We start from the raw sequence: 16,105 nt of genomic DNA on the forward strand, positions 1-16,105 counted from the left end.
CGCCCCGCCCGGCGCCTCGGGCCGCACCGGCATGCCGAGCAGGTCCCATGTCCACCGCCACCGCGCGCCGCGCACTGAGAACCACCGCCTGAAGAGGAGCCTGGGCCGGAGGATGCCTCCTCAGCTTGACGTCCCGCACCGCGGTCCAGTAGAGCCAGGCTCGCACGGCTTCGCTCCGCCGAGGAACCACCCGCTCGTAGTGGCATGGCGGCATAGGATCGCGGTGCGGATTCAGAGCGGCCGCCCGAACGCACGCTATCTCGCATCGTTCAGCAGTCCGAACTGCTTCAGTCGAATTTCAACCACGCGTCTGGATACGTCGTACTTGAGTCTGAGCGCGTTTGTCACAAGGAAGAAGTTACGCTGGTTGCACGATTGCTCGTCCACGAACAGGATGCCATGTCCACGATCTTCCAAATTATACTTGTGTGCCAGATTGGCAAAATCGATGACGAAATCCCTCTTCGGAAGCAGCAGGCAGGAAGCGAATTGGTTTGCCTGCCATTCTAGCCTGCAAATGTCATCGATGCCTATGTCGGTGGGGCCGTCACGCTCGAAGTCATCCTCCTCGCAATATTCTCCGGCCATGTGCCTCCCGTGGTCGAGGAAATGGTGGCCTAATTCGTGCGCCAAGGTAAATCTCTGTCGGCCCCGGTAACCGCCGGTGTCTCGAAAGATCGTTATTTCAAGAGGCTCGAATCTTATTCGTCCTAGTAATCTATCTTCCGACCCGTTGTCAGCTGGGGCTACGCCGGTTCTCACATTTAGGCCAGCTTTCATGCTCTGCCATTGACAGATCGCATCAAGCTCCACGGCTCCGCCTGAATAGCCTGTTCGTTTTAAGATCGCATCGCTTGCTGCTTCGATTTCATCTACGGAGAGGTACTCGACTGATGGGGGCTGAAGTTTTGTCGGTGCAAATATGGATTCGTTGATCGTGTCGCGGACTAGATTTCGAAAGCATGTATATAGGGAGTGGGAGTAGGTATTGCCCGTGTAGCAGTAGAGATCGAAGTGGCGACTATTGTGGGGGTCGATTGTAAGGCCCGTGTGGATGTCGACCCAGTTGGGTGTTGAGGTGGAGATCGAAGATGGCGATCTGTCTAGCTCCCATTTGAGTGTTGATTTGTCGTAGTACCTTGCCAGTCCAATTCTCTTCGATCTGCAGAACTCAAATGTGCTTCGTGCGAATGCGTTTGTCGAGATGATCAGACCTTTGCTGCCCGACACCTGTTCGATCTTTGAGGAGAATTCCTCTGCGTCGTTGATGGGTACCGGCCTGCCATAGTCCTTGCATTCCACCAATATCAGCATGAGGGGGGAACTGTGGCCAGGGAGATAGTATTCTATTGCGATGTCGAAGATGATTTTGCTCCCACGATCCTTCGAGTGGTAGCCTTTCTTCTGAAAGAATTTGCAACGATCGGGTGGGCCTATGAACTGGCCGTCAGCGGAGGCGCGTTTGAGAAGCTTGAAGACCTTCGCTTCGAACATGTCTCCTTTGGAGGTGGAGCTCATGTTGTCGCGCGCTTTCGTTGATGTCGAAGCTCTTCGTATCGAGCATGCTTCTTAATGGCGCGGAGCCCTGCACGGCGAAGCTGGCCATCATGGAGTGTGCTCGCCCCACACGGGCAACGAGGGCGACGACGGCCGTAGAGTCGTGGCGGTTCGCTTTCCCGTCCGACTTCCCGCACTAGTACTTGTGCGCCGCGCACCCGTCGCGGCCACGCCCCGTAAGCTGCCCGCATGTGAACGATATTACAGGGATCTGCAGCTTCTGGAAGGCGGATCTTCGCGAGCGGAGTTCGAAGAGGCGGTTCGGGTTAAGGTCGAGCCCCTGCCGGGCGCGCTCGTCAGCTAGATGCACCCGCCATGCGCCTGGGCGATGCGGCGCGCGGCTCGCAGGCCGAGGCCGAGGCCGACCCCGGAGGCGATGCGGCTCGACGACGGCGCGCGCCCGTAGCGCGGAGAACCGCACCTGCCTCTCGGCGGCGATGCCTACGCGGCGGTCCGAAACCGAGAGGGCGATCTCCGAACCCTCGCGCGGGATGGCGACCTGCACGGTGCCGCCGCCCGGTGAGTATTTGATCGCGTTCGTGACCCGGTTGTTGAGCTCCTGCTCGATCCTCAGCAGACAGCACGGCAGTGGCATGGGCTCCCGGGTGGACCGGCGGCCTGAGCACATGGGCGTTCGCTGCGGGGCGGTAGAGCTTCACGACCTCGCGGGCGAGCTCGCGCGCGTCGCGCGCCTCGTCGCGTAGCTCGAGTTCGCCGCCCTCCATCCGCGCGGTGTCCATGCGAGCCCTGAGGATGCGCTCTCAGCGCGCAATCTCCTGCCCGATGCGGGGGAGCGTCGGCCTGAGCCGCTCTTTTGGCGGGAAGGGGCCGGGCCAGTTCCTCCGGTGTGGCCGGCGCTTCCTGCATCAGTGCCGCGTTCCCCGGCACATGGGCGGCGATATGCCAGCACCGCGCGCGCACGCCCGGCGTCTTGGTTTTGGGCTGGGAGCTCGACCCCGATGAGTAGAGCGGAGCGACTGCGCGGCGAGGCAGCACGGCTGCGCAGCGACGCAGGACGGCTGCGTTGCGGGGCGGAACGTTTGCCCTGTCCGGAAGACCGACTGGCAGACGAGGTCGAACGGGTGCCCGGTGATGCAGAACGTCTGCACCGAGAGAGCGAGCATCTCCCTTGCGTGCGGGATGAGGCGGGTTGACCCAGACGAAGCGCGAGGTCAGTTCCCGCCCGTCCTACCGCGAAGCGCGTCGCAAGGGAGCCAGGCCGACGCACGCGGAGGCGAGGCGCCGCGAGAATTGGGTGAAGTCGTGGCGCCGGACGATCCCGGTCCTTGTCAAGTCCAAATGTTGGACCCCAAGCACGATAACGCTCAGCTCGGTGCATGTGGCATGGCGTACCGGCCTGAAGCCGTAGCTTCCGTTATTGCTTGCATCACTTCCGATGTTGATGCATGGTCTGGGTACAGGCGCGGGCAATCTCCAAGCCACCCCGGTGGTTAAGGGAGCGGTGCCGCCGTGCGCCAGGGATTGTCTCCGTCTCACCGGTTGGCGATATGGACCGCGACGAAGCTGCGAAGAGAGGCGCCGAGTTTCACGACGTGTTCGACGGTGCCTCGCTGCCTGACAACACGCGTCGGGTCTATAGCGCGCAATGGCACCATTTCGTGGGCTGGTGCGTGACGCGCGCCTCGCTCGCGCTCCCGGCTCGGCCGCGCCTCGTGGTCGCCTATCTCGCCGCGCTCGCCGAGGGCGGCCGGTCGGCTTCAACGCTGAGAGGCGCCTGCACCGCCATCGGCAAGGCGCATGAGCTGCGCGGCTTCGCGCCGCCGACGAGCCGTCCGATCGTAGTGGCCTGGCGGCGCCGGCTCATCGAAGCAGGCGATCAAGAGCCCCAGAAGGCCGCCGAGCTGACGGCGGCCCAGGTCGCGCAGATGACAGCGGCCATGGGCGCCGACCTTGTCGACCTGCGCGATCGTGCCCTGGTGCTCGTCGGTTATGCGGCGAGGCTCCGACGCTCGGAGCTCGTCGGACTGGATGTCAGCGCCGTCGTCTTCTGCGATGAAGGGATCGAGCTCCTGGTGCCGGCGCGGAGGATCGTCATCCCTCCAGGGCGTCACCAGCACTCGTGTACCCCGGGGGCGGTGCGGTCGTGGATCGACGCCGCCGCGCTCGCGCCGAGCGGACCGCTGTTCGTCGGGATCAATCGATGGGGGCAGCTGGGCGGCCGGCTGTCCGATCGCGCCGTCGGCTTGATCGTCCAGACCAGGGCCAGCAAAGCCGGCCTGTCGATCGAGGGCATCAGCGCCGACTCGCTCCGCGCGGGCGCCCGGGACGAGCGCCGGCTCCTGTGAGGTCTCGGCGTTGGCGATGCGTCCGGTGCTCGCGCCGGACGCGTCTCCAGGTCAGCCCCTCTCGTAGTCACTTCCGTTATCGCTTGCGTTGGTTCCGATGTTGAAGCACAGTCTGGCAAGGCGACGGGCGCATTCCCGACCACCGCGATGCCTGAGCGCAGCGATAGGTCGGCGCGTCAGTGCCTCAGTGTGTCGAGGGGCGTGTTCAGCTCACGGGGGGCTGGCGACCATGGATCGCGACGAAGCCGCGAAGACAAGCACGGAGCTCCAAAGCCTGTTCGAGGGTGTCGCGCTGTCCGACAACACTCGCCGGCTCTACGTGGCACAGTGGCGGAAGTTCGTGGGCTGGTGCGCCGCGCGCCCTTCGCTCGCGCTCCCTGCTCGGCCCCGGCTTCTGATCCTCTATCTCGCCATGCTTGCCGAGGAGCGTTTGTCGGCTTCAACGCTGAAGGTCGCCTGCAACGCGATCGCCAAGGCTCACGAGCTGCGCGGCCACGTGCCGCCCATGAGCCACCCGCTCGTGATGACGTGGCTGCGTCGCCTCACGGACACATGCTCTCACGAACCGCAGAGAACGGCCGGCCTGACGGCGGCTCAGCTGCGGCAGATCGTGGCGGCCATGGGGGATGACTTGGCCGCCTTTCGCGACCGCGCGCTCCTGCTCGTGGGCTTCGCGGCGAGGCTTCGACCCGCGGAGCTCGTCGAGCTGAACGTCGCCGACGTCGTCCGCCGCGGCGAAGGGATCGAGCTCCTGGTTCCGGCGCGGCGGATCCTCATCGCGCCGGGGCGTGATCCGATCACGAGCACGCCGCTCGCGGTGTGCTCGTGGATCGACGCCGCCGCGCCGGTGCCCAGCGGGCCGCTCTTCGTCGGGATCAACCGATGGGGGCAGCGCGGTGGACGGCTGTCCGAGCGCGGGGTCACCCTCATCGTGCAGGCCAGGGCTCGCAAGGCGGGCCTGTCGATCGCGGGGATCAGCGCGGATTCGCTTCACCTTGGCTCGCGAGACGAGCGCCGACTTCTGTAGCGGGCGCGGCGTCGGTGCCGCACCCGGACCTGATAGCGAAGAGCACTACGCCGCGGCTGCCGGGTGGGGCTGCGCCGCGCGTTCTGGAGGTCAGAGCATGCACCGGGTACTCGATGCGATGGTGTCTTTGTCGCCGATAGCGCTGGGGATCATGGCGTGTTTCGCGTTCGGCCTGGCCCTCGCCGCGCGCGAGGCGCTGGGGAAGGAACGCGGGCTCCGGGCAGCCGCGGAACGAGCGCGCGACGCGGCCCTCAAGACGCTGGCCGCGAACAAGGACTGGGAGCTCGAGGAGATCGGCCGGTTCAGGCGCCTGCTCGACTGCCACATCGACGCGATCGTCGCCGAAGCGACGGAGTTTCGAGAGCGCGCCGTCCCGTCGCCGGGGGTGGTCCTGGAGGGCTTGTGCTCCTGGCACGCCGACTGGAAACGCGATCTGGCCCGGACCACCGGTCTCCAGCCGGGCGAGGTGGACAGGCTGTTGAAGAACGCGCTGCCGGTGAGGCCAGGCCTCGCGCGGAAGCTGGAGCTGTTCACCGGCGCGCCCGCTCGCTTCTGGGAGCACCTGTGGCGGCTGCACGACGACTACCGCGCGGAGGTGGATCAGACGGTCGTGATGCTGATCGACGGCGCGCAGCGCGGGCGCAAGGGGGCGCCTCCCGAGCCGCGTCCCGTGCTCCAGCTCGTCGATGACGGCCGCTCCGTCGCGGAGCCGGCGGCGCCACGCGTTCCGCCGGTCAGCCGCCCGGTCGCACCGCAGCCGCCCGCGGCTGCGCCCGTCCAGCGCGCCGCTGCGGAGGCCCGGCGCCCCACCGTCTCCGAGCCGGCGGGCGCGAGCACGGCACCGCGTGAGCTCGGCGGGCTGCCTCCACCGCCGAAGCCGCGCGGCAAGCATCCGGGCGCCGCGCCGGCGCCGGGCGGGACGCCGGCGCTCGGGCGGGCCTCCTCGCTCACGGACTTCCCGGTCCTGCGTGGAGACGCTCGCCCTGGCGACGGCGACGGATGGGCCGAGGTCGAGCGCTCGATCTTCGAGGCCACCCTGCCTGGAACGGGCAGCAAGCCTCGCGTGTAGGCCGGAGTTTCGCCATGGGCGACGATCCGATGGAGAGGACGAAGCTCGAAGCGGCGCGCGCCTCGGCGGCGGCGCGCCTGTTCGGTGGTGAGAGGGCCCGCCGCGACGTGCGGTGCTGGCTCGCGCGCCTCGGGGTCCCGCAGCGAGATCGCGGTGATGTCGCCGGCCAGGTCTGGCTGCAGGCCTGGAAGAGCTGGCGCACGTTCGACCCGAGCCGCGGCAGCGCGGAGCGCTGGTTGAACAGGATCGCGGTGCACGTCGTGGCGCACTACCACGAGCGCGCGCAGCACCGCTGGGAGGAGCTGATGGCGGAGCTGCCGGACCCCGTCGATCCCGCGCCGGACGCCGCGGACGCGATGGCGAGCCGACGCGTCAAGGTTCGTATCGTCGAGGCGCTGGGAGAGATCGACCCGAAGCTCGGCGCGGTCCTCGTCTCGCACGATCTCGAGGGGATCCCCATGGCGCGCATGGCGGAGGCGGCCAAGATGTCCCTGTCGACGCTGTACAAGCACCGCGCGAGGGCGCTCGCCGCGCTGCGCGCTGTGCTGGAGCGCGAAGGCGACCTGGAACCGAGGGAGGAGCCATGATTGGTCCGGCCCGCTGGCAGCCCCTAAGAACCGGAGTACAGTCTGCGCCATGACCAGCGATGAGCGGACCGACGCGGAAGACCTGGAAGAAGAGCTCGCATGGGCGGTCGACGCCCAGGTCGTCGCCATGGGCTATATCTATCTTCTGGCCCGCGCACTGAAGCGCGGTGACGCCGATCTGGGGGTTGATCCATCCGCGTGGGAGAACACCATGGGCGCCGTCGAGTGGGCGATGATGGAGCATGTGGGCGGGCGCATTCAGGGCCCAACGACCATCACCCTGGAGGACGTCGAGCGGATGCGCCGGCTTCATACGATGGGCTCCGCAGCGCTGGCCGGAGGGGAGCGGCCGGCCGAGCTGTACCAGCTCTCGCTCCAGTGCATGGAGGGTCTGTTCGGTTCGGATTGGGAGCGAGCCGCGCAAGAAGCTGCCCGCAGCTTGCGCGATCCCGATCAATAAAATTCGCCATCATTCGTTATCAATGCGACAGAACGACCTCCACAAGACAAAGACGCAAAGCTGGCCATTTGGGTAGTGATACCAACAACTGTTGACGACGCTTCTCCTTCTGCACTGCCCAAGCTCGCCGTCTCCGACGTTGCGATCTGTTGGATGAGGTCGCTTCGCTGCACTCGATATCCCCTCGTTTGCACACCTCATCATGCATGGAATGCCACGATCGGCTTTCTCGCAGCGAATGATTTTGATGCCGCCGATCGCGTCCGGCGATTCGTCCATGGATTCGTCCACAGCTTCGCCATCCATCATCTCGGTAGCGTTTGGAACCCTCGCAGCGCCTTCCTGTTCCGACAACACCATCTCTGCAGCACCTGGCTCGGTTTTTGTGCCTTCCGTCTCCGATGTCGCTTCCGATGGTGGCATCCAGCATGAGGCAACACAGAGAGCGAGCCATGAGAGAGAGACAACCGAGGAAATGACCAGACCGATCTGCATGATTTTGACCATGCGAGCCGCGGGCCAAACCGGTTGAGCAAGGATGGAGCGCTCCCGTGTGTCGACGCTTCTCGGAAACCGCGTGAGTTTGGACAGGCCGGCCTCTAGGGCCGCGGGCTGCCGGTGGCACGGGCCGGCGAGACCTCACGGGGCCGAGCGGCGCTCCGGCACCGAGAAGCGGGGCCGGTTTCTCGGCCCTCCAGCAGCTTGGTTGGAGGGCCTGAGCAGGACACCGCGCTACCTCTACTGCGGGAAGTTGCCCCGGATCAGCAGAAAAACCGCCAAGGCGCCGAGGCCGCCAAGAGAAGAGGGGGAGGGCCGTCCCGGCATTCCTCCTCTTATTCCCCTGGTTTCTTGGCGCCCTCGGCGCCTTGGCGGTTCGCTTCTCAGGGCGACCTCCCGCAGTCGCGCTACTGCTCGCAGCAAAGGAACTCCGGGGGGCTCCGCACGATCTCGTCGACGACGACGGAGCGGCGCTGCACGGGGGCGCAGGCGCCCGCGATGGGGGCCGCGGGCTCGGCCCGCAGCGCCGAGAATTTCGGTCGGGATGGCGACGGGAAGTCATGGCACACAGGATCGTCCGTGAACGAGAGCGTTGCGCTGTCGAACGCCTGTTCGCAGGCCCTGTCCGCGTAGGCCGTGATGTGTACGGTGCACTGCAGCTCGCTCGGCGGGGCGCACTCGCACGGCGAGCACGTGCGGTAGTCGATGCGGTGCTCGGTGAACACGCGTCGAAGGGGGAACTCGGCGGGGCACGCGGCACCCACCGTCGAGGTCATGCAGGACACGAAGCCCGAGGGCGGCGCCAGCGCCGCGTCCGCCCGGCAAGCCCTCGCGATCTCGGCGGTGAGCGCCGGCGGCTCGGGGGTGGGCGAGGGCTCGCACGGCGTCACGACCGGTGGACGGTAGAGGATCGACGCGTAAGAGAGCGTGGGGACGGGGAGCGGCGGGGCGAAACACGCACCGTCCCAGCCCTCGGGCAGGTCGACATGGTTCGTGGGCACCGTCTCCTCGCCGCACGCCGCGCCGAAGGTCTCGTACGCCGTCGAGGGCTTGCAGGTGGCCGGCGCGCAGGAGCACTCGCCGCAGTCCGGCGACGGATCCTCGACCTGCCATCCATCCCAGGCCGGCTCGGCGCCATCCGGGCACGCCGGCGCCGCCGTCTCGTCGCCGGTCCAGAGCCACATGGGCTTTGGCTGCTCGATGTACGGTGTATCGAGGGCGCACGCCGCGGCGGTAAAGCCAGCGAGCGCGAACGGCAGGACGCATCGCATCGTAGGGTGCTCCTGAGCTCTCGGTGGGCCGTTCCCCGGGCGGAGCGGCCGGTGTTCTACGCGGCGAGGAGAGGGTCCGGTGAGGGCGCGCGCGAGCCCGAGACCTCCCCGACGCCCATCGGCGCGCTTCATTTGTACGGCTCCGTGTTGCAGTCCCTGACATGAAACCTGGCGAACTCGAGACGGCCCTTGTCCCCGAACCGCGTCGCCACATCGCAGTTCTCGGCCGAGAACGTGCCGGCGGCGGGGTCACCGTCCGCCGCCGCGAAGGTGACCGGGCACGTGCCCACCACGTGGTAATAATCGTCGAGCATCGCGCCGACGCTCACCTCCGGGGACGACTCCGGCCATATCCTGAGAAACATGTTGGTGATGATGCCGGGTTCACGCTGGGCAACCTCCGCGTGATCCTTGCGGGTCAAGCGCATCCACGGGGAACCAGGAATGCTCACGTCGCAGCTCACGTCCCATGTACCGTCGCTCTGGATCGGCTGCGTACCATCTGCGCCGGTGTCCAGCGTGAACCGAGTATCCCCCGCCAACTCGTTGAAGAGGAGCAACTGGGAGATGCCCGTGACCTCGGGATCCGGCGCTTCACTGCACCCGAGCACGAGCGCCGCGGGGCCGAGGCACAGGAGCCGGCCAAGGCGCGCTCTCCAGTTTCCCGAGACCTTCGATGGGAAAGCGACTTTGCCGTTCATGGGCTCACCTTCCTGCTCACGCGCCTCTCGAACGAGGCGCGAGACGGCGCGCTGTCCTGGTTCGCTCCTGAGCGTTTCCCGCCAGGCAAGGGTCACTCGCGGCAGCACGCGACATGCTGTTCGCCCTCCTCGACGGTGCCGGAGGCCATCGACGTGGCGCGCTTCGGCGTACACGCGCCCTCTTCCCGCCGGATCACGTCGACACGAAAGGCAGCCAGCTCCGCCGTCGCCCTGATGTCCTGGCACAGCGGGACGTCGGTGTCGGACAGCTCCGCGCTGTCGAACGGGCGGGTGCAGCCCGTGTCGCCGTACAGCGTGATCCTCGTGCTGCAAGTACCCCCGCTCGGCGGCCCGCACTCGCACGGCGAACAGGTGCGATGATCTGGCCCCGGCGTGCGGAATTCCCGCCGGATCGGGAACTCGGGCCGGCAGGTCCCGTCGTCTTCGGGCGGGAGGCAGAAGGACCAGCCCGGTGGAGGCATGTCTTTCTCTTGCCCTGCCTGACACGCCCTCGCGAAGATCCCGTCGATGGGCGGCGGCTCGGGCGTGGGCGACGGCGTACACGGGGCGAAGGTCGGCGGCGGGTAGGTCACCGAGGCCAAAGAACTCTCCGGGAGGGGAGGCGCGGGAACGATACACGCTGCGTCGTGCACCTCGTCTGCCTCGAACGAGCTCGGCGGCCCCTCGTCCGGGCACGCCGCCGCGTGCGTCGTTATCCCCGCAGGCAGGACACAGCGGGCTGGGCTGCACGCGCACGGGCCGCACTCCGGTGGAAACTCCTCGTCCACCCATCCCTGCCATCGGATCGTGCGACCCTCTGGACAAGGGGCGGCGTCCCCGTGTCTGCCCGACCAGAGCCACATGGGCTGCGGTTCTGTTATCAGGGGATAGAGGAAGGAGTCGCCCAGGTCGAGGCAGGCTGTGAGCGTGAGCGCGACCAGCGCCAATGGTAGACGGAATCGCATCGTGGATCCTCTCCGCTCCGTCTGTCAGTAGGCCGTGTTCCCGGCAGACAGGTAGAACCGGGAGTGACCGTGCGGCGCCCGCCGCGACGTCGACGACCCGTGGGCCGGTCGTGGCGCAGAGATAGCGCGGCGGCGCTCGTCGGGCCGCTCCGGTGGCGCTTCCTTGGGCAGCTCGGGCGTCGAGAGCGCCTCGGCGGTGCCCGAGGGAACGGGCGCGGGTGGAGCGGCGGACGACGGCGCGGTCGCGACCGGGAGGACCCGTGGCCGCGGGTCCACGGGTCGAGGCGCGCGCTGCCACAGGACGAAGATCCAGGCGGCGACCAGCAGGGACAGCAGCGCGAGCGCGCGACCGAGCACGGGGCCGCGGAGGCGTCTCCGCTCGCCCGAGCGCGCACCGCGCGATACGACGGGCGGTGGCGGGGGCAAGAGATCGAGCTCCGGCACCTCAAGGGCAACGGGCAACCGCGGCGTGGTAGGAGGAACGTGGGGCGTGCCGACGTCGTTCTGCGGCGTCGTCCCGGTCCTGAGCGTGTCCGGCGGCACCGACGGGAGCGACGGTGGCAGCTCACCGGTCCCTCCCGCCCGTTCGCCGGAGGCGAGCGGCGTCTCGTCGTCGGGATCGAGGTCCATCGCGGTCTCGCGCGGCTGGCGCCGGGAGGCCGACGCATCCAGGAAAGGGTTGTCATGGGGGAGCTCGGGCGGTCCCCCAAGTTCTTCCCATTCGCGGGCGAAGCGCGTCAAGACCGCGAGGATGCTCGCGATGCTCGGGTGCCGCCGCTTGGGGTTCTCCGCGAGGGCCCGGCGTATCGTCCACTGGAGCAAGGCCGGGATCGCCGCGGCATCACGGGCGGCGGCCGCCGTCTCCGGCACGAGAGGGAGAATCCGCTCTTCGACGGAGAACTCGTGCTGGCACACGAGCTCGTAGAGGAGGGTGCCGAATCCATAGACGTCCGCGCGGGAGCCCAGGCGACCCCCGGAGAGGAGCTCCGGCGCCGCGTAGTTCGGCTCGAGGATCACGTCGTCGGCGCCGACCTCGAAGAGGCGGACGAAGCCGAAATGGGTGATGGCGGTTCGACCTTCGCCCACGACGAAGACACGATCCGGACTCAGCAAGCCATGGATCGCGGAGAGCACATGGGCGCGCGCGAGGCAGCCTCCGAGGTCGATGAGCGTCTTGAGCACCGCCGGCCCGAGGTCCGCGCCGCGCATCGCGTCGACGAGCCGGACCGCGCCTTCGTGCACGGGCGACACCGCCCACGCGACGGAGCCGGCGACGCCGCCGTAGAGGACAGGCACGATCTCGGGGATCTCGGCCGCCACGCGCTGCAGGCGCTCGATCTCCGCGGCGAACAGGTCGGCTTCGATCCGCGCGCCCTCCCGGACGTGCAAGCAGATGAGCTCGCGAGAGTCCCCGGGCCGCCGCGCGAGGAACGTGTCCACTGCGCCCCGCTCGAGCTCGCGCAGGACCTCGTGGCCCTCCCACAGGTCGCCAACGGCTACCATACGACGCGCACTGAGGCGCCTCCTGTGTGCGCCCGGATCTCGGCGTTGCGCGGAAGGGAGAGGTACACGACCGTCGCGGCGCCGACCGCCGCCCCGGCCATGAGCACATCGAAGCTCCACGTGTGGAGCCGGTTGGCGCGTTCATGGACGTCGATCGCCTGCTCGTAGGCGTCAGCGAGCCCGGTCTGGATCGCGTCCTGCTCGCTGTCCTTGATCTCGCCTCTCAGCCGGGTCGCCTCCTGGCTCGCGTCGCTCGCCGCCACGTGGAGCCCGATCCCGGTGCCGACCAGGCTCGCGGCCACGAAGGCGCCGGTCCCGACGATCCACGGGCTCGGGCCCGTCTGGCCCGCGCTCGGAGGCGGCGGTCTGGGCGCAGGGGGTGGTCTGGGCGCAGGGGGTGGTTTGCCGGGCACAGGACCGTTGACGGCTGGGGCATCGTGGGGTCTGGGCGCAGGGGGGGCTTTCGGCGCCGGTGCCGGTGCCGGTTCCGGCGCTGGCGCCGGGGGTGCTACCTCGTAGGTGAGGGGCAGGTTCAGCGTCTCTCCCGCCTCGATCTTCACGCGCGCCCGAGCGAATAACCCTTGGGGTCCCATCGCGGTGATCTCGTGCTCGCCCGGTGGCACATAGACCTTGTGTCTCACGTCCACGTCCTTCCCGGCGACGAGGACGCGCTCCGCGCCAGGCGGCGGGCTCAGCTCGAGCTCGCCGACGTGTTGCCGCGCGGCGGCGAAGTCCGCGTGGCGAGCCTCGTGGAGCCCGCGCTCCCTGGCATCTTGTGGCGCGGGCATCCGCTCGATGCACTTGGAGAGCTCCCCGGCGGCCGTCACCCAGCGCTCGAGGCGTCGATCGAGCTGCCCGAGCTGGCACAGGGCCGGGTTGGTGGGCTGGAGCAAGTGGATCCGGCCCCAGATGGCGCGAGCGCCGCCCACGTCGGCCTGAGCCATCGCCTCGTCGGCCGCGCGGAACAGCGCCAGGAGCTCCGGCGAGCGGGGCGGCGCCGGCTCTTCCGCGTGGACCTGGGACGAGAGGGAGGACAGAGCGAGCGAAATGAGGCCAGCCGCTCGCCGTGAGCGAGCCGCCCGTCTGGAAGCACCCATGGAACTCCTCGGCCCAAACGAGGGGACCCGACGCCCCGCCGATCCGGTCAGCGGGGCGTCCCCTTTATACCATCCTGGGGCGGCAGGATACCGACGGGATGGGCGGATTCACGGCCGAGAGCATTGCGGCGGTCCGTGCGGATTTGTCACGGAAAGTGGGGGGCGTCCGATGCGGCGCGGCGCCGGGACGCCCACGCGCTCCTGGCGCTGGCGAGAGGGGGCCGGTGGTGCCCTGCGGGGGTGAAGCCCAGCCGCTCTGGACGAACCCCCGCGGCAGAAGGTGCCGTCAACCGGCGGCGGGTCGCGAGGCTGAAACTTGACCCCTCCGAAGCATTTCGGTTCCCTTCGGCGCATCCACCATGTCGATGCGCTTCCAGGGCGCGGTCCGCCTCCTCTGCGCGTGTGCGCTCGTCGTCGCTCCCGCGCCGGTGCGGGCACTCGAGCTCAGCGGCGGCGTGAGCGTGGGCGGGATCCAGGTCGGGACCGAGCCCGAGCTTGCCGTAAGCCCCTTCGTCGGGTGGCTGTGGCGCAAGACGAGCGATTTCCGGTTTGAAGTCCACAATGTGCTCAGCATCGTTCCAGGGGCAGGCATTGGGGTCTACGATCGGACCGCGGTTACCTTGGGGTACACCACGAAGACAGGCAATGTGAGCTTCGGGCCGTCGCTGTCGATCTACCTAATGCGGGTGTGCGGCGCTGTGATCTGCGATCGGGTGATGGGGGTCGCTCCGGGCGGCCGAGCCCAGTCGGACTGGTACTTCGCCGGGCGTCTGGGGGTGTCCACGAGCGTCAACGTGGACTGGGCCGGCGGGAGCAGCCGTGTCCTTCCCGGCAGCATGGTCCTGATGGTCACTGCCGGGCCCATCTGGAGGCTCGGGGGAGAGTCGAAATGAAGAGGCTGATCGTCTTTCTGTTTCTCGGCATTACAGCGTGTAACTTCGACTTGGGAGAGTGCTACGTCCGGGGCCACGGAACGGAAGGCGCCGGCGGGAGCATCATCACCCCCACGGGCGGGGTCGGCGGGTTCGGGTATGTACCTCTCCAGCCGCAGAATCACACCGGCTACGACGAGGACCCGTGCGGCGGCTCACAGGTCGCCGAGTGCACGGTCACGTGGAAGGCCAATTCGGCGCAGTGCAAGAGACAGGGGGAGGCAGGTACCTGCACGACGCTCTACCAGGGCCAACATTCGAGCCTGGACGAAGCCAAGGAGCGATGCGAATATGCCAACGGGGTACACCTCGACTCGGGAGTGCAGTCGTGCGGCCCGTGTCGGTGGGTGAACGGCGCGCAGAATGACTGTTTGGAGCACTGCAAGGATCTCTGTTACCAGATATGGGTAAATTGTCGCAACAATTGTCCCAGGGGGAACAAGAACTGCCTGTCTGAATGCACAAACGATCTCGCCGTTTGCAACCGCGACTGTGACAGAAAGTGCCGATGAACATGATCGAGCTAAAGTACAAACTCGGCGGAGATGTCCATCAGAACATCGTCGTTCGATTGTTCGATGTCAAGCAGGTGCGCGGCGCTGACGATTCCGCACCTTGGGACATTAGCGTAACGATCGTGTGGGGAGACGAGGTCGCGTTCGATCGCCAGCTAGCCGGTGCGGATCCGCTCCACGCTGTGGAGCTGGCCGCTCAGTTTGCGTCCAAGTACATCCGCGGCCGAGCGGAAGATGAGGGCGGCACCCTTGAACCGCCGATCGTTCCCTGAGGACGGTACAGAATATACTGATTTCTTGAGAGATTGCGACAGGTGGTCATGATTGAACTAACGATGAAGGTTAACTTACGCTGACGCATGGCGAGCCTCGTGGAGCCCGCGCTCCCTGGCATCTTGTGGCGCGGGCACCCGCTCGATGCGCTTGGAGAGCTCCCCGGCGGCCGTCATCCAGCGCTCGAGGCGTCGATCGAGCTGCCCGAGCTGGCACAGGGCCGGGTTGGTGGGCTCGAGCAGGTGGCGGAGCGTTCCGGGCCAGTCTTAACGATGGCCTCGCCATTCGAGCGGAAGTCGGCGGACCGACCCTCCCGTCGTCACGGCGTTTTCGGCGTCATCTGTCCTCGCCGCACTCCCCGATTTGACCCGGATCCTGAGGTGGGTGCTCTCCCCCTTCGAGCCAGATGTCCTCGGTCTTGGGGCAGATACGCTGGGCCGTGAGGCAGTCCAGGCCTGGTCGGGGGTCTAGTACCTCGTCCACCAAGGTCCGTTTCTGGTTGCGCGCGTCCGGGTTGTGTGCTGGCGGAAGGCCCCCGAGGAGGGGGGCTCGTCGAGAGCTCGCACAGAACCAGGGCGCGGACCCTGGACGACGAGATCCTACGCGGCCGCCCCGCCCGACGCGGACGGCAGCCGCAGGGTGAAGTCGAGCCCCTGCCTTCGGCGCTCGTCACCTCGATGCGCCCGCCGTGCGCCTCGGCGATGCGGAGCGCGGCCCACAGCCCGAGGCCGACGCCCGGGGCCACGCCGCTCGACGATGGCGCGCGGAAGTAGCGCTCGAACAGCCGTCGCTGATCGTCGGCCGCGATCCCCACCCCGCGGTCCGATACCGCGATGGAGACCTCGGCGCCTGCCCGCGCGACGGTCACCTGCACGGCGCCGCCCGCGGGCGAGTACTTGATGGCGTTCGCGACCAGGTTGTTGAGCACCTGCTCGATCCGGATCGGGTCGCAGCACAGCGGGACGGGCTCCTCGGGGAGCGACAGCCCGAGCTCGTGCGCGGTCGCGGTCGGGCGGTAGAGCTCCACGACGTCGCGGGCGAGCTCGCGCGCGTCCCGGGTCTCCCGGCGCAGCTCGAGCTCGCCGCCCTCGAGCCGCGCGATGTCCATGAGGTCCGTGAGCATCCGATCGCAGCGCGCGGCCTCCTTCCCGATGCGGGCGAGCATCGACCGGAGCCGCTCCTCGTGGGGGAGGGGCCGATCCGGCCGGAGGCCGTCGACGGTGAGCTTCAGCGCGGCGAGCGGGTTGCGCAGGTCGTGCGCGACGCTCGCGAGGATCCCGAGCTGCCTCTTGCGCTGCTCGGCGAGCGCGGCGGCCATCTCGTTGAACGCGACGGCGATCTCGC

General features: G+C 67.8%; 18 protein-coding genes. 9 read left to right on the forward strand and 9 right to left on the reverse strand.

The window, feature by feature from the left end; all coding sequences use genetic code 11:
- Window positions 1-255 precede the first annotated feature (255 nt).
- Together WMF34_RS06810 and WMF34_RS06815 are read right to left on the reverse strand one after the other, a co-directional pair.
- Window positions 256-1,494, reverse strand: a complete 1,239-nt coding sequence (locus WMF34_RS06810; protein WP_012233917.1) for an ImmA/IrrE family metallo-endopeptidase — start codon at window positions 1,492-1,494, stop codon at window positions 256-258.
- A 199-nt stretch (window positions 1,495-1,693) separates the two neighbouring features.
- Window positions 1,694-2,152 carry an ATP-binding protein gene (locus WMF34_RS06815; protein WP_420877263.1) on the reverse strand — a complete coding sequence of 153 codons (459 nt, stop codon included), beginning with the start codon at window positions 2,150-2,152 and terminating at the stop codon, window positions 1,694-1,696.
- Here WMF34_RS06815 and WMF34_RS06820 point away from each other — a divergent pair.
- From WMF34_RS06820 to WMF34_RS06845, 6 genes are all read left to right on the forward strand, one after another.
- Window positions 2,049-2,261, forward strand: coding sequence for a hypothetical protein (locus tag WMF34_RS06820; protein WP_044964174.1), 213 nt, complete (start codon window positions 2,049-2,051; stop codon window positions 2,259-2,261). The two genes, WMF34_RS06815 and WMF34_RS06820, sit on opposite strands and share 104 nt — an antisense overlap.
- Before the next feature lie 702 nt (window positions 2,262-2,963).
- On the forward strand, window positions 2,964-3,863 hold the full coding sequence (locus WMF34_RS06825; RefSeq protein ID WP_012233918.1) for an integrase: 900 nt from the start codon (window positions 2,964-2,966) through the stop codon (window positions 3,861-3,863).
- Window positions 3,864-4,092: 229 nt separating this feature from the next.
- A complete protein-coding gene (locus WMF34_RS06830) occupies window positions 4,093-4,890 on the forward strand; it encodes a tyrosine-type recombinase/integrase (protein ID WP_012233919.1) in 798 nt (265 codons plus the stop codon).
- A gap of 151 nt (window positions 4,891-5,041) precedes the next feature.
- Complete coding sequence (locus tag WMF34_RS06835) at window positions 5,042-5,959, forward strand: helix-turn-helix transcriptional regulator (RefSeq protein ID WP_437992789.1); 918 nt, start codon at window positions 5,042-5,044, stop codon at window positions 5,957-5,959.
- A gap of 14 nt (window positions 5,960-5,973) precedes the next feature.
- Complete coding sequence (locus WMF34_RS06840) at window positions 5,974-6,546, forward strand: RNA polymerase sigma factor (RefSeq protein ID WP_437992790.1); 573 nt, start codon at window positions 5,974-5,976, stop codon at window positions 6,544-6,546.
- A gap of 49 nt (window positions 6,547-6,595) precedes the next feature.
- Entirely contained in the window at window positions 6,596-7,006 is a 411-nt protein-coding gene (locus WMF34_RS06845; RefSeq protein WP_044964178.1) for a hypothetical protein, read from the forward strand.
- A 9-nt stretch (window positions 7,007-7,015) separates the two neighbouring features.
- On the opposite strand, the gene WMF34_RS06850 is transcribed toward WMF34_RS06845, so the two are convergent.
- The 6 genes from WMF34_RS06850 to WMF34_RS06875 form a co-directional block, all read right to left on the reverse strand.
- The gene (locus tag WMF34_RS06850) at window positions 7,016-7,501 is read right to left on the reverse strand and encodes a hypothetical protein (protein ID WP_157906493.1); all 486 of its coding nucleotides are present in this window, start codon (window positions 7,499-7,501) and stop codon (window positions 7,016-7,018) included.
- Window positions 7,502-7,911: 410 nt separating this feature from the next.
- Window positions 7,912-8,775 carry a hypothetical protein gene (locus tag WMF34_RS06855; protein ID WP_012233923.1) on the reverse strand — a complete coding sequence of 288 codons (864 nt, stop codon included), beginning with the start codon at window positions 8,773-8,775 and terminating at the stop codon, window positions 7,912-7,914.
- 128 nt (window positions 8,776-8,903) lie between these two features.
- On the reverse strand, window positions 8,904-9,476 hold the full coding sequence (locus tag WMF34_RS06860; RefSeq protein ID WP_012233924.1) for a hypothetical protein: 573 nt from the start codon (window positions 9,474-9,476) through the stop codon (window positions 8,904-8,906).
- A 92-nt stretch (window positions 9,477-9,568) separates the two neighbouring features.
- On the reverse strand, window positions 9,569-10,078 hold the full coding sequence (locus tag WMF34_RS06865) for a hypothetical protein (protein WP_437992791.1): 510 nt from the start codon (window positions 10,076-10,078) through the stop codon (window positions 9,569-9,571).
- 387 nt (window positions 10,079-10,465) lie between these two features.
- Window positions 10,466-11,944, reverse strand: a complete 1,479-nt coding sequence (locus WMF34_RS06870) for a protein kinase domain-containing protein (RefSeq protein WP_437992792.1) — start codon at window positions 11,942-11,944, stop codon at window positions 10,466-10,468.
- Window positions 11,938-13,041, reverse strand: coding sequence for a hypothetical protein (locus WMF34_RS06875; RefSeq protein ID WP_012233927.1), 1,104 nt, complete (start codon window positions 13,039-13,041; stop codon window positions 11,938-11,940). The genes WMF34_RS06870 and WMF34_RS06875 overlap by 7 nt, the downstream gene beginning before the upstream one ends.
- Before the next feature lie 359 nt (window positions 13,042-13,400).
- On the opposite strand from WMF34_RS06875, the gene WMF34_RS06880 reads away from it, so the two are divergent.
- The 3 genes from WMF34_RS06880 to WMF34_RS06890 are packed head-to-tail and all read left to right on the forward strand — an operon-like array spanning window position 13,401 to window position 14,760.
- Window positions 13,401-13,934, forward strand: coding sequence for a hypothetical protein (locus WMF34_RS06880; RefSeq protein WP_012233928.1), 534 nt, complete (start codon window positions 13,401-13,403; stop codon window positions 13,932-13,934).
- Window positions 13,931-14,485, forward strand: a complete 555-nt coding sequence (locus WMF34_RS06885; RefSeq protein WP_012233929.1) for a hypothetical protein — start codon at window positions 13,931-13,933, stop codon at window positions 14,483-14,485. The genes WMF34_RS06880 and WMF34_RS06885 overlap by 4 nt, the downstream gene beginning before the upstream one ends.
- On the forward strand, window positions 14,482-14,760 hold the full coding sequence (locus WMF34_RS06890) for a hypothetical protein (protein WP_012233930.1): 279 nt from the start codon (window positions 14,482-14,484) through the stop codon (window positions 14,758-14,760). Before WMF34_RS06885 ends, WMF34_RS06890 begins: the two co-directional genes overlap by 4 nt.
- 320 nt (window positions 14,761-15,080) lie before the next feature.
- Here the strand turns inward: WMF34_RS06890 and WMF34_RS06895 are convergent, their stop codons facing one another.
- Window positions 15,081-16,079: a sensor histidine kinase gene (locus WMF34_RS06895; RefSeq protein ID WP_012233931.1), complete on the reverse strand. Its 999-nt coding sequence runs from the start codon at window positions 16,077-16,079 to the stop codon at window positions 15,081-15,083.
- Window positions 16,080-16,105: the final 26 nt, after the last annotated feature.

The organism is Sorangium sp. So ce145 (genome assembly GCF_051525985.1).
In the GTDB taxonomy this organism is placed as follows: domain Bacteria; phylum Myxococcota_A; class Polyangia; order Polyangiales; family Polyangiaceae; genus Sorangium; species Sorangium cellulosum_B.

Bases quoted from the DNA above. Each gene is read 5' to 3' on its own strand.
- WMF34_RS06810 (WP_012233917.1), bottom strand. From the start codon at position 1,494: ATGTTCGAAGCGAAGGTCTTCAAGCTTCTCAAACGCGCCTCCGCTGAC.
- WMF34_RS06820 (WP_044964174.1), top strand. From the start codon at position 2,049: ATGGCGACCTGCACGGTGCCGCCGCCCGGTGAGTATTTGATCGCGTTC.
- WMF34_RS06815 (WP_420877263.1), bottom strand. From the start codon at position 2,152: ATGCCACTGCCGTGCTGTCTGCTGAGGATCGAGCAGGAGCTCAACAAC.
- WMF34_RS06825 (WP_012233918.1), top strand. From the start codon at position 2,964: ATGGTCTGGGTACAGGCGCGGGCAATCTCCAAGCCACCCCGGTGGTTA.
- WMF34_RS06830 (WP_012233919.1), top strand. From the start codon at position 4,093: ATGGATCGCGACGAAGCCGCGAAGACAAGCACGGAGCTCCAAAGCCTG.
- WMF34_RS06835 (WP_437992789.1), top strand. From the start codon at position 5,042: ATGGCGTGTTTCGCGTTCGGCCTGGCCCTCGCCGCGCGCGAGGCGCTG.
- WMF34_RS06840 (WP_437992790.1), top strand. From the start codon at position 5,974: ATGGGCGACGATCCGATGGAGAGGACGAAGCTCGAAGCGGCGCGCGCC.
- WMF34_RS06845 (WP_044964178.1), top strand. From the start codon at position 6,596: ATGACCAGCGATGAGCGGACCGACGCGGAAGACCTGGAAGAAGAGCTC.
- WMF34_RS06850 (WP_157906493.1), bottom strand. From the start codon at position 7,501: ATGCAGATCGGTCTGGTCATTTCCTCGGTTGTCTCTCTCTCATGGCTC.
- WMF34_RS06855 (WP_012233923.1), bottom strand. From the start codon at position 8,775: ATGCGATGCGTCCTGCCGTTCGCGCTCGCTGGCTTTACCGCCGCGGCG.
- WMF34_RS06860 (WP_012233924.1), bottom strand. From the start codon at position 9,476: ATGAACGGCAAAGTCGCTTTCCCATCGAAGGTCTCGGGAAACTGGAGA.
- WMF34_RS06870 (WP_437992792.1), bottom strand. From the start codon at position 11,944: ATGGTAGCCGTTGGCGACCTGTGGGAGGGCCACGAGGTCCTGCGCGAG.
- WMF34_RS06875 (WP_012233927.1), bottom strand. From the start codon at position 13,041: ATGGGTGCTTCCAGACGGGCGGCTCGCTCACGGCGAGCGGCTGGCCTC.
- WMF34_RS06880 (WP_012233928.1), top strand. From the start codon at position 13,401: ATGTCGATGCGCTTCCAGGGCGCGGTCCGCCTCCTCTGCGCGTGTGCG.
- WMF34_RS06885 (WP_012233929.1), top strand. From the start codon at position 13,931: ATGAAGAGGCTGATCGTCTTTCTGTTTCTCGGCATTACAGCGTGTAAC.
- WMF34_RS06890 (WP_012233930.1), top strand. From the start codon at position 14,482: ATGAACATGATCGAGCTAAAGTACAAACTCGGCGGAGATGTCCATCAG.
- WMF34_RS06895 (WP_012233931.1), bottom strand. From the start codon at position 16,079: ATGGCCGCCGCGCTCGCCGAGCAGCGCAAGAGGCAGCTCGGGATCCTC.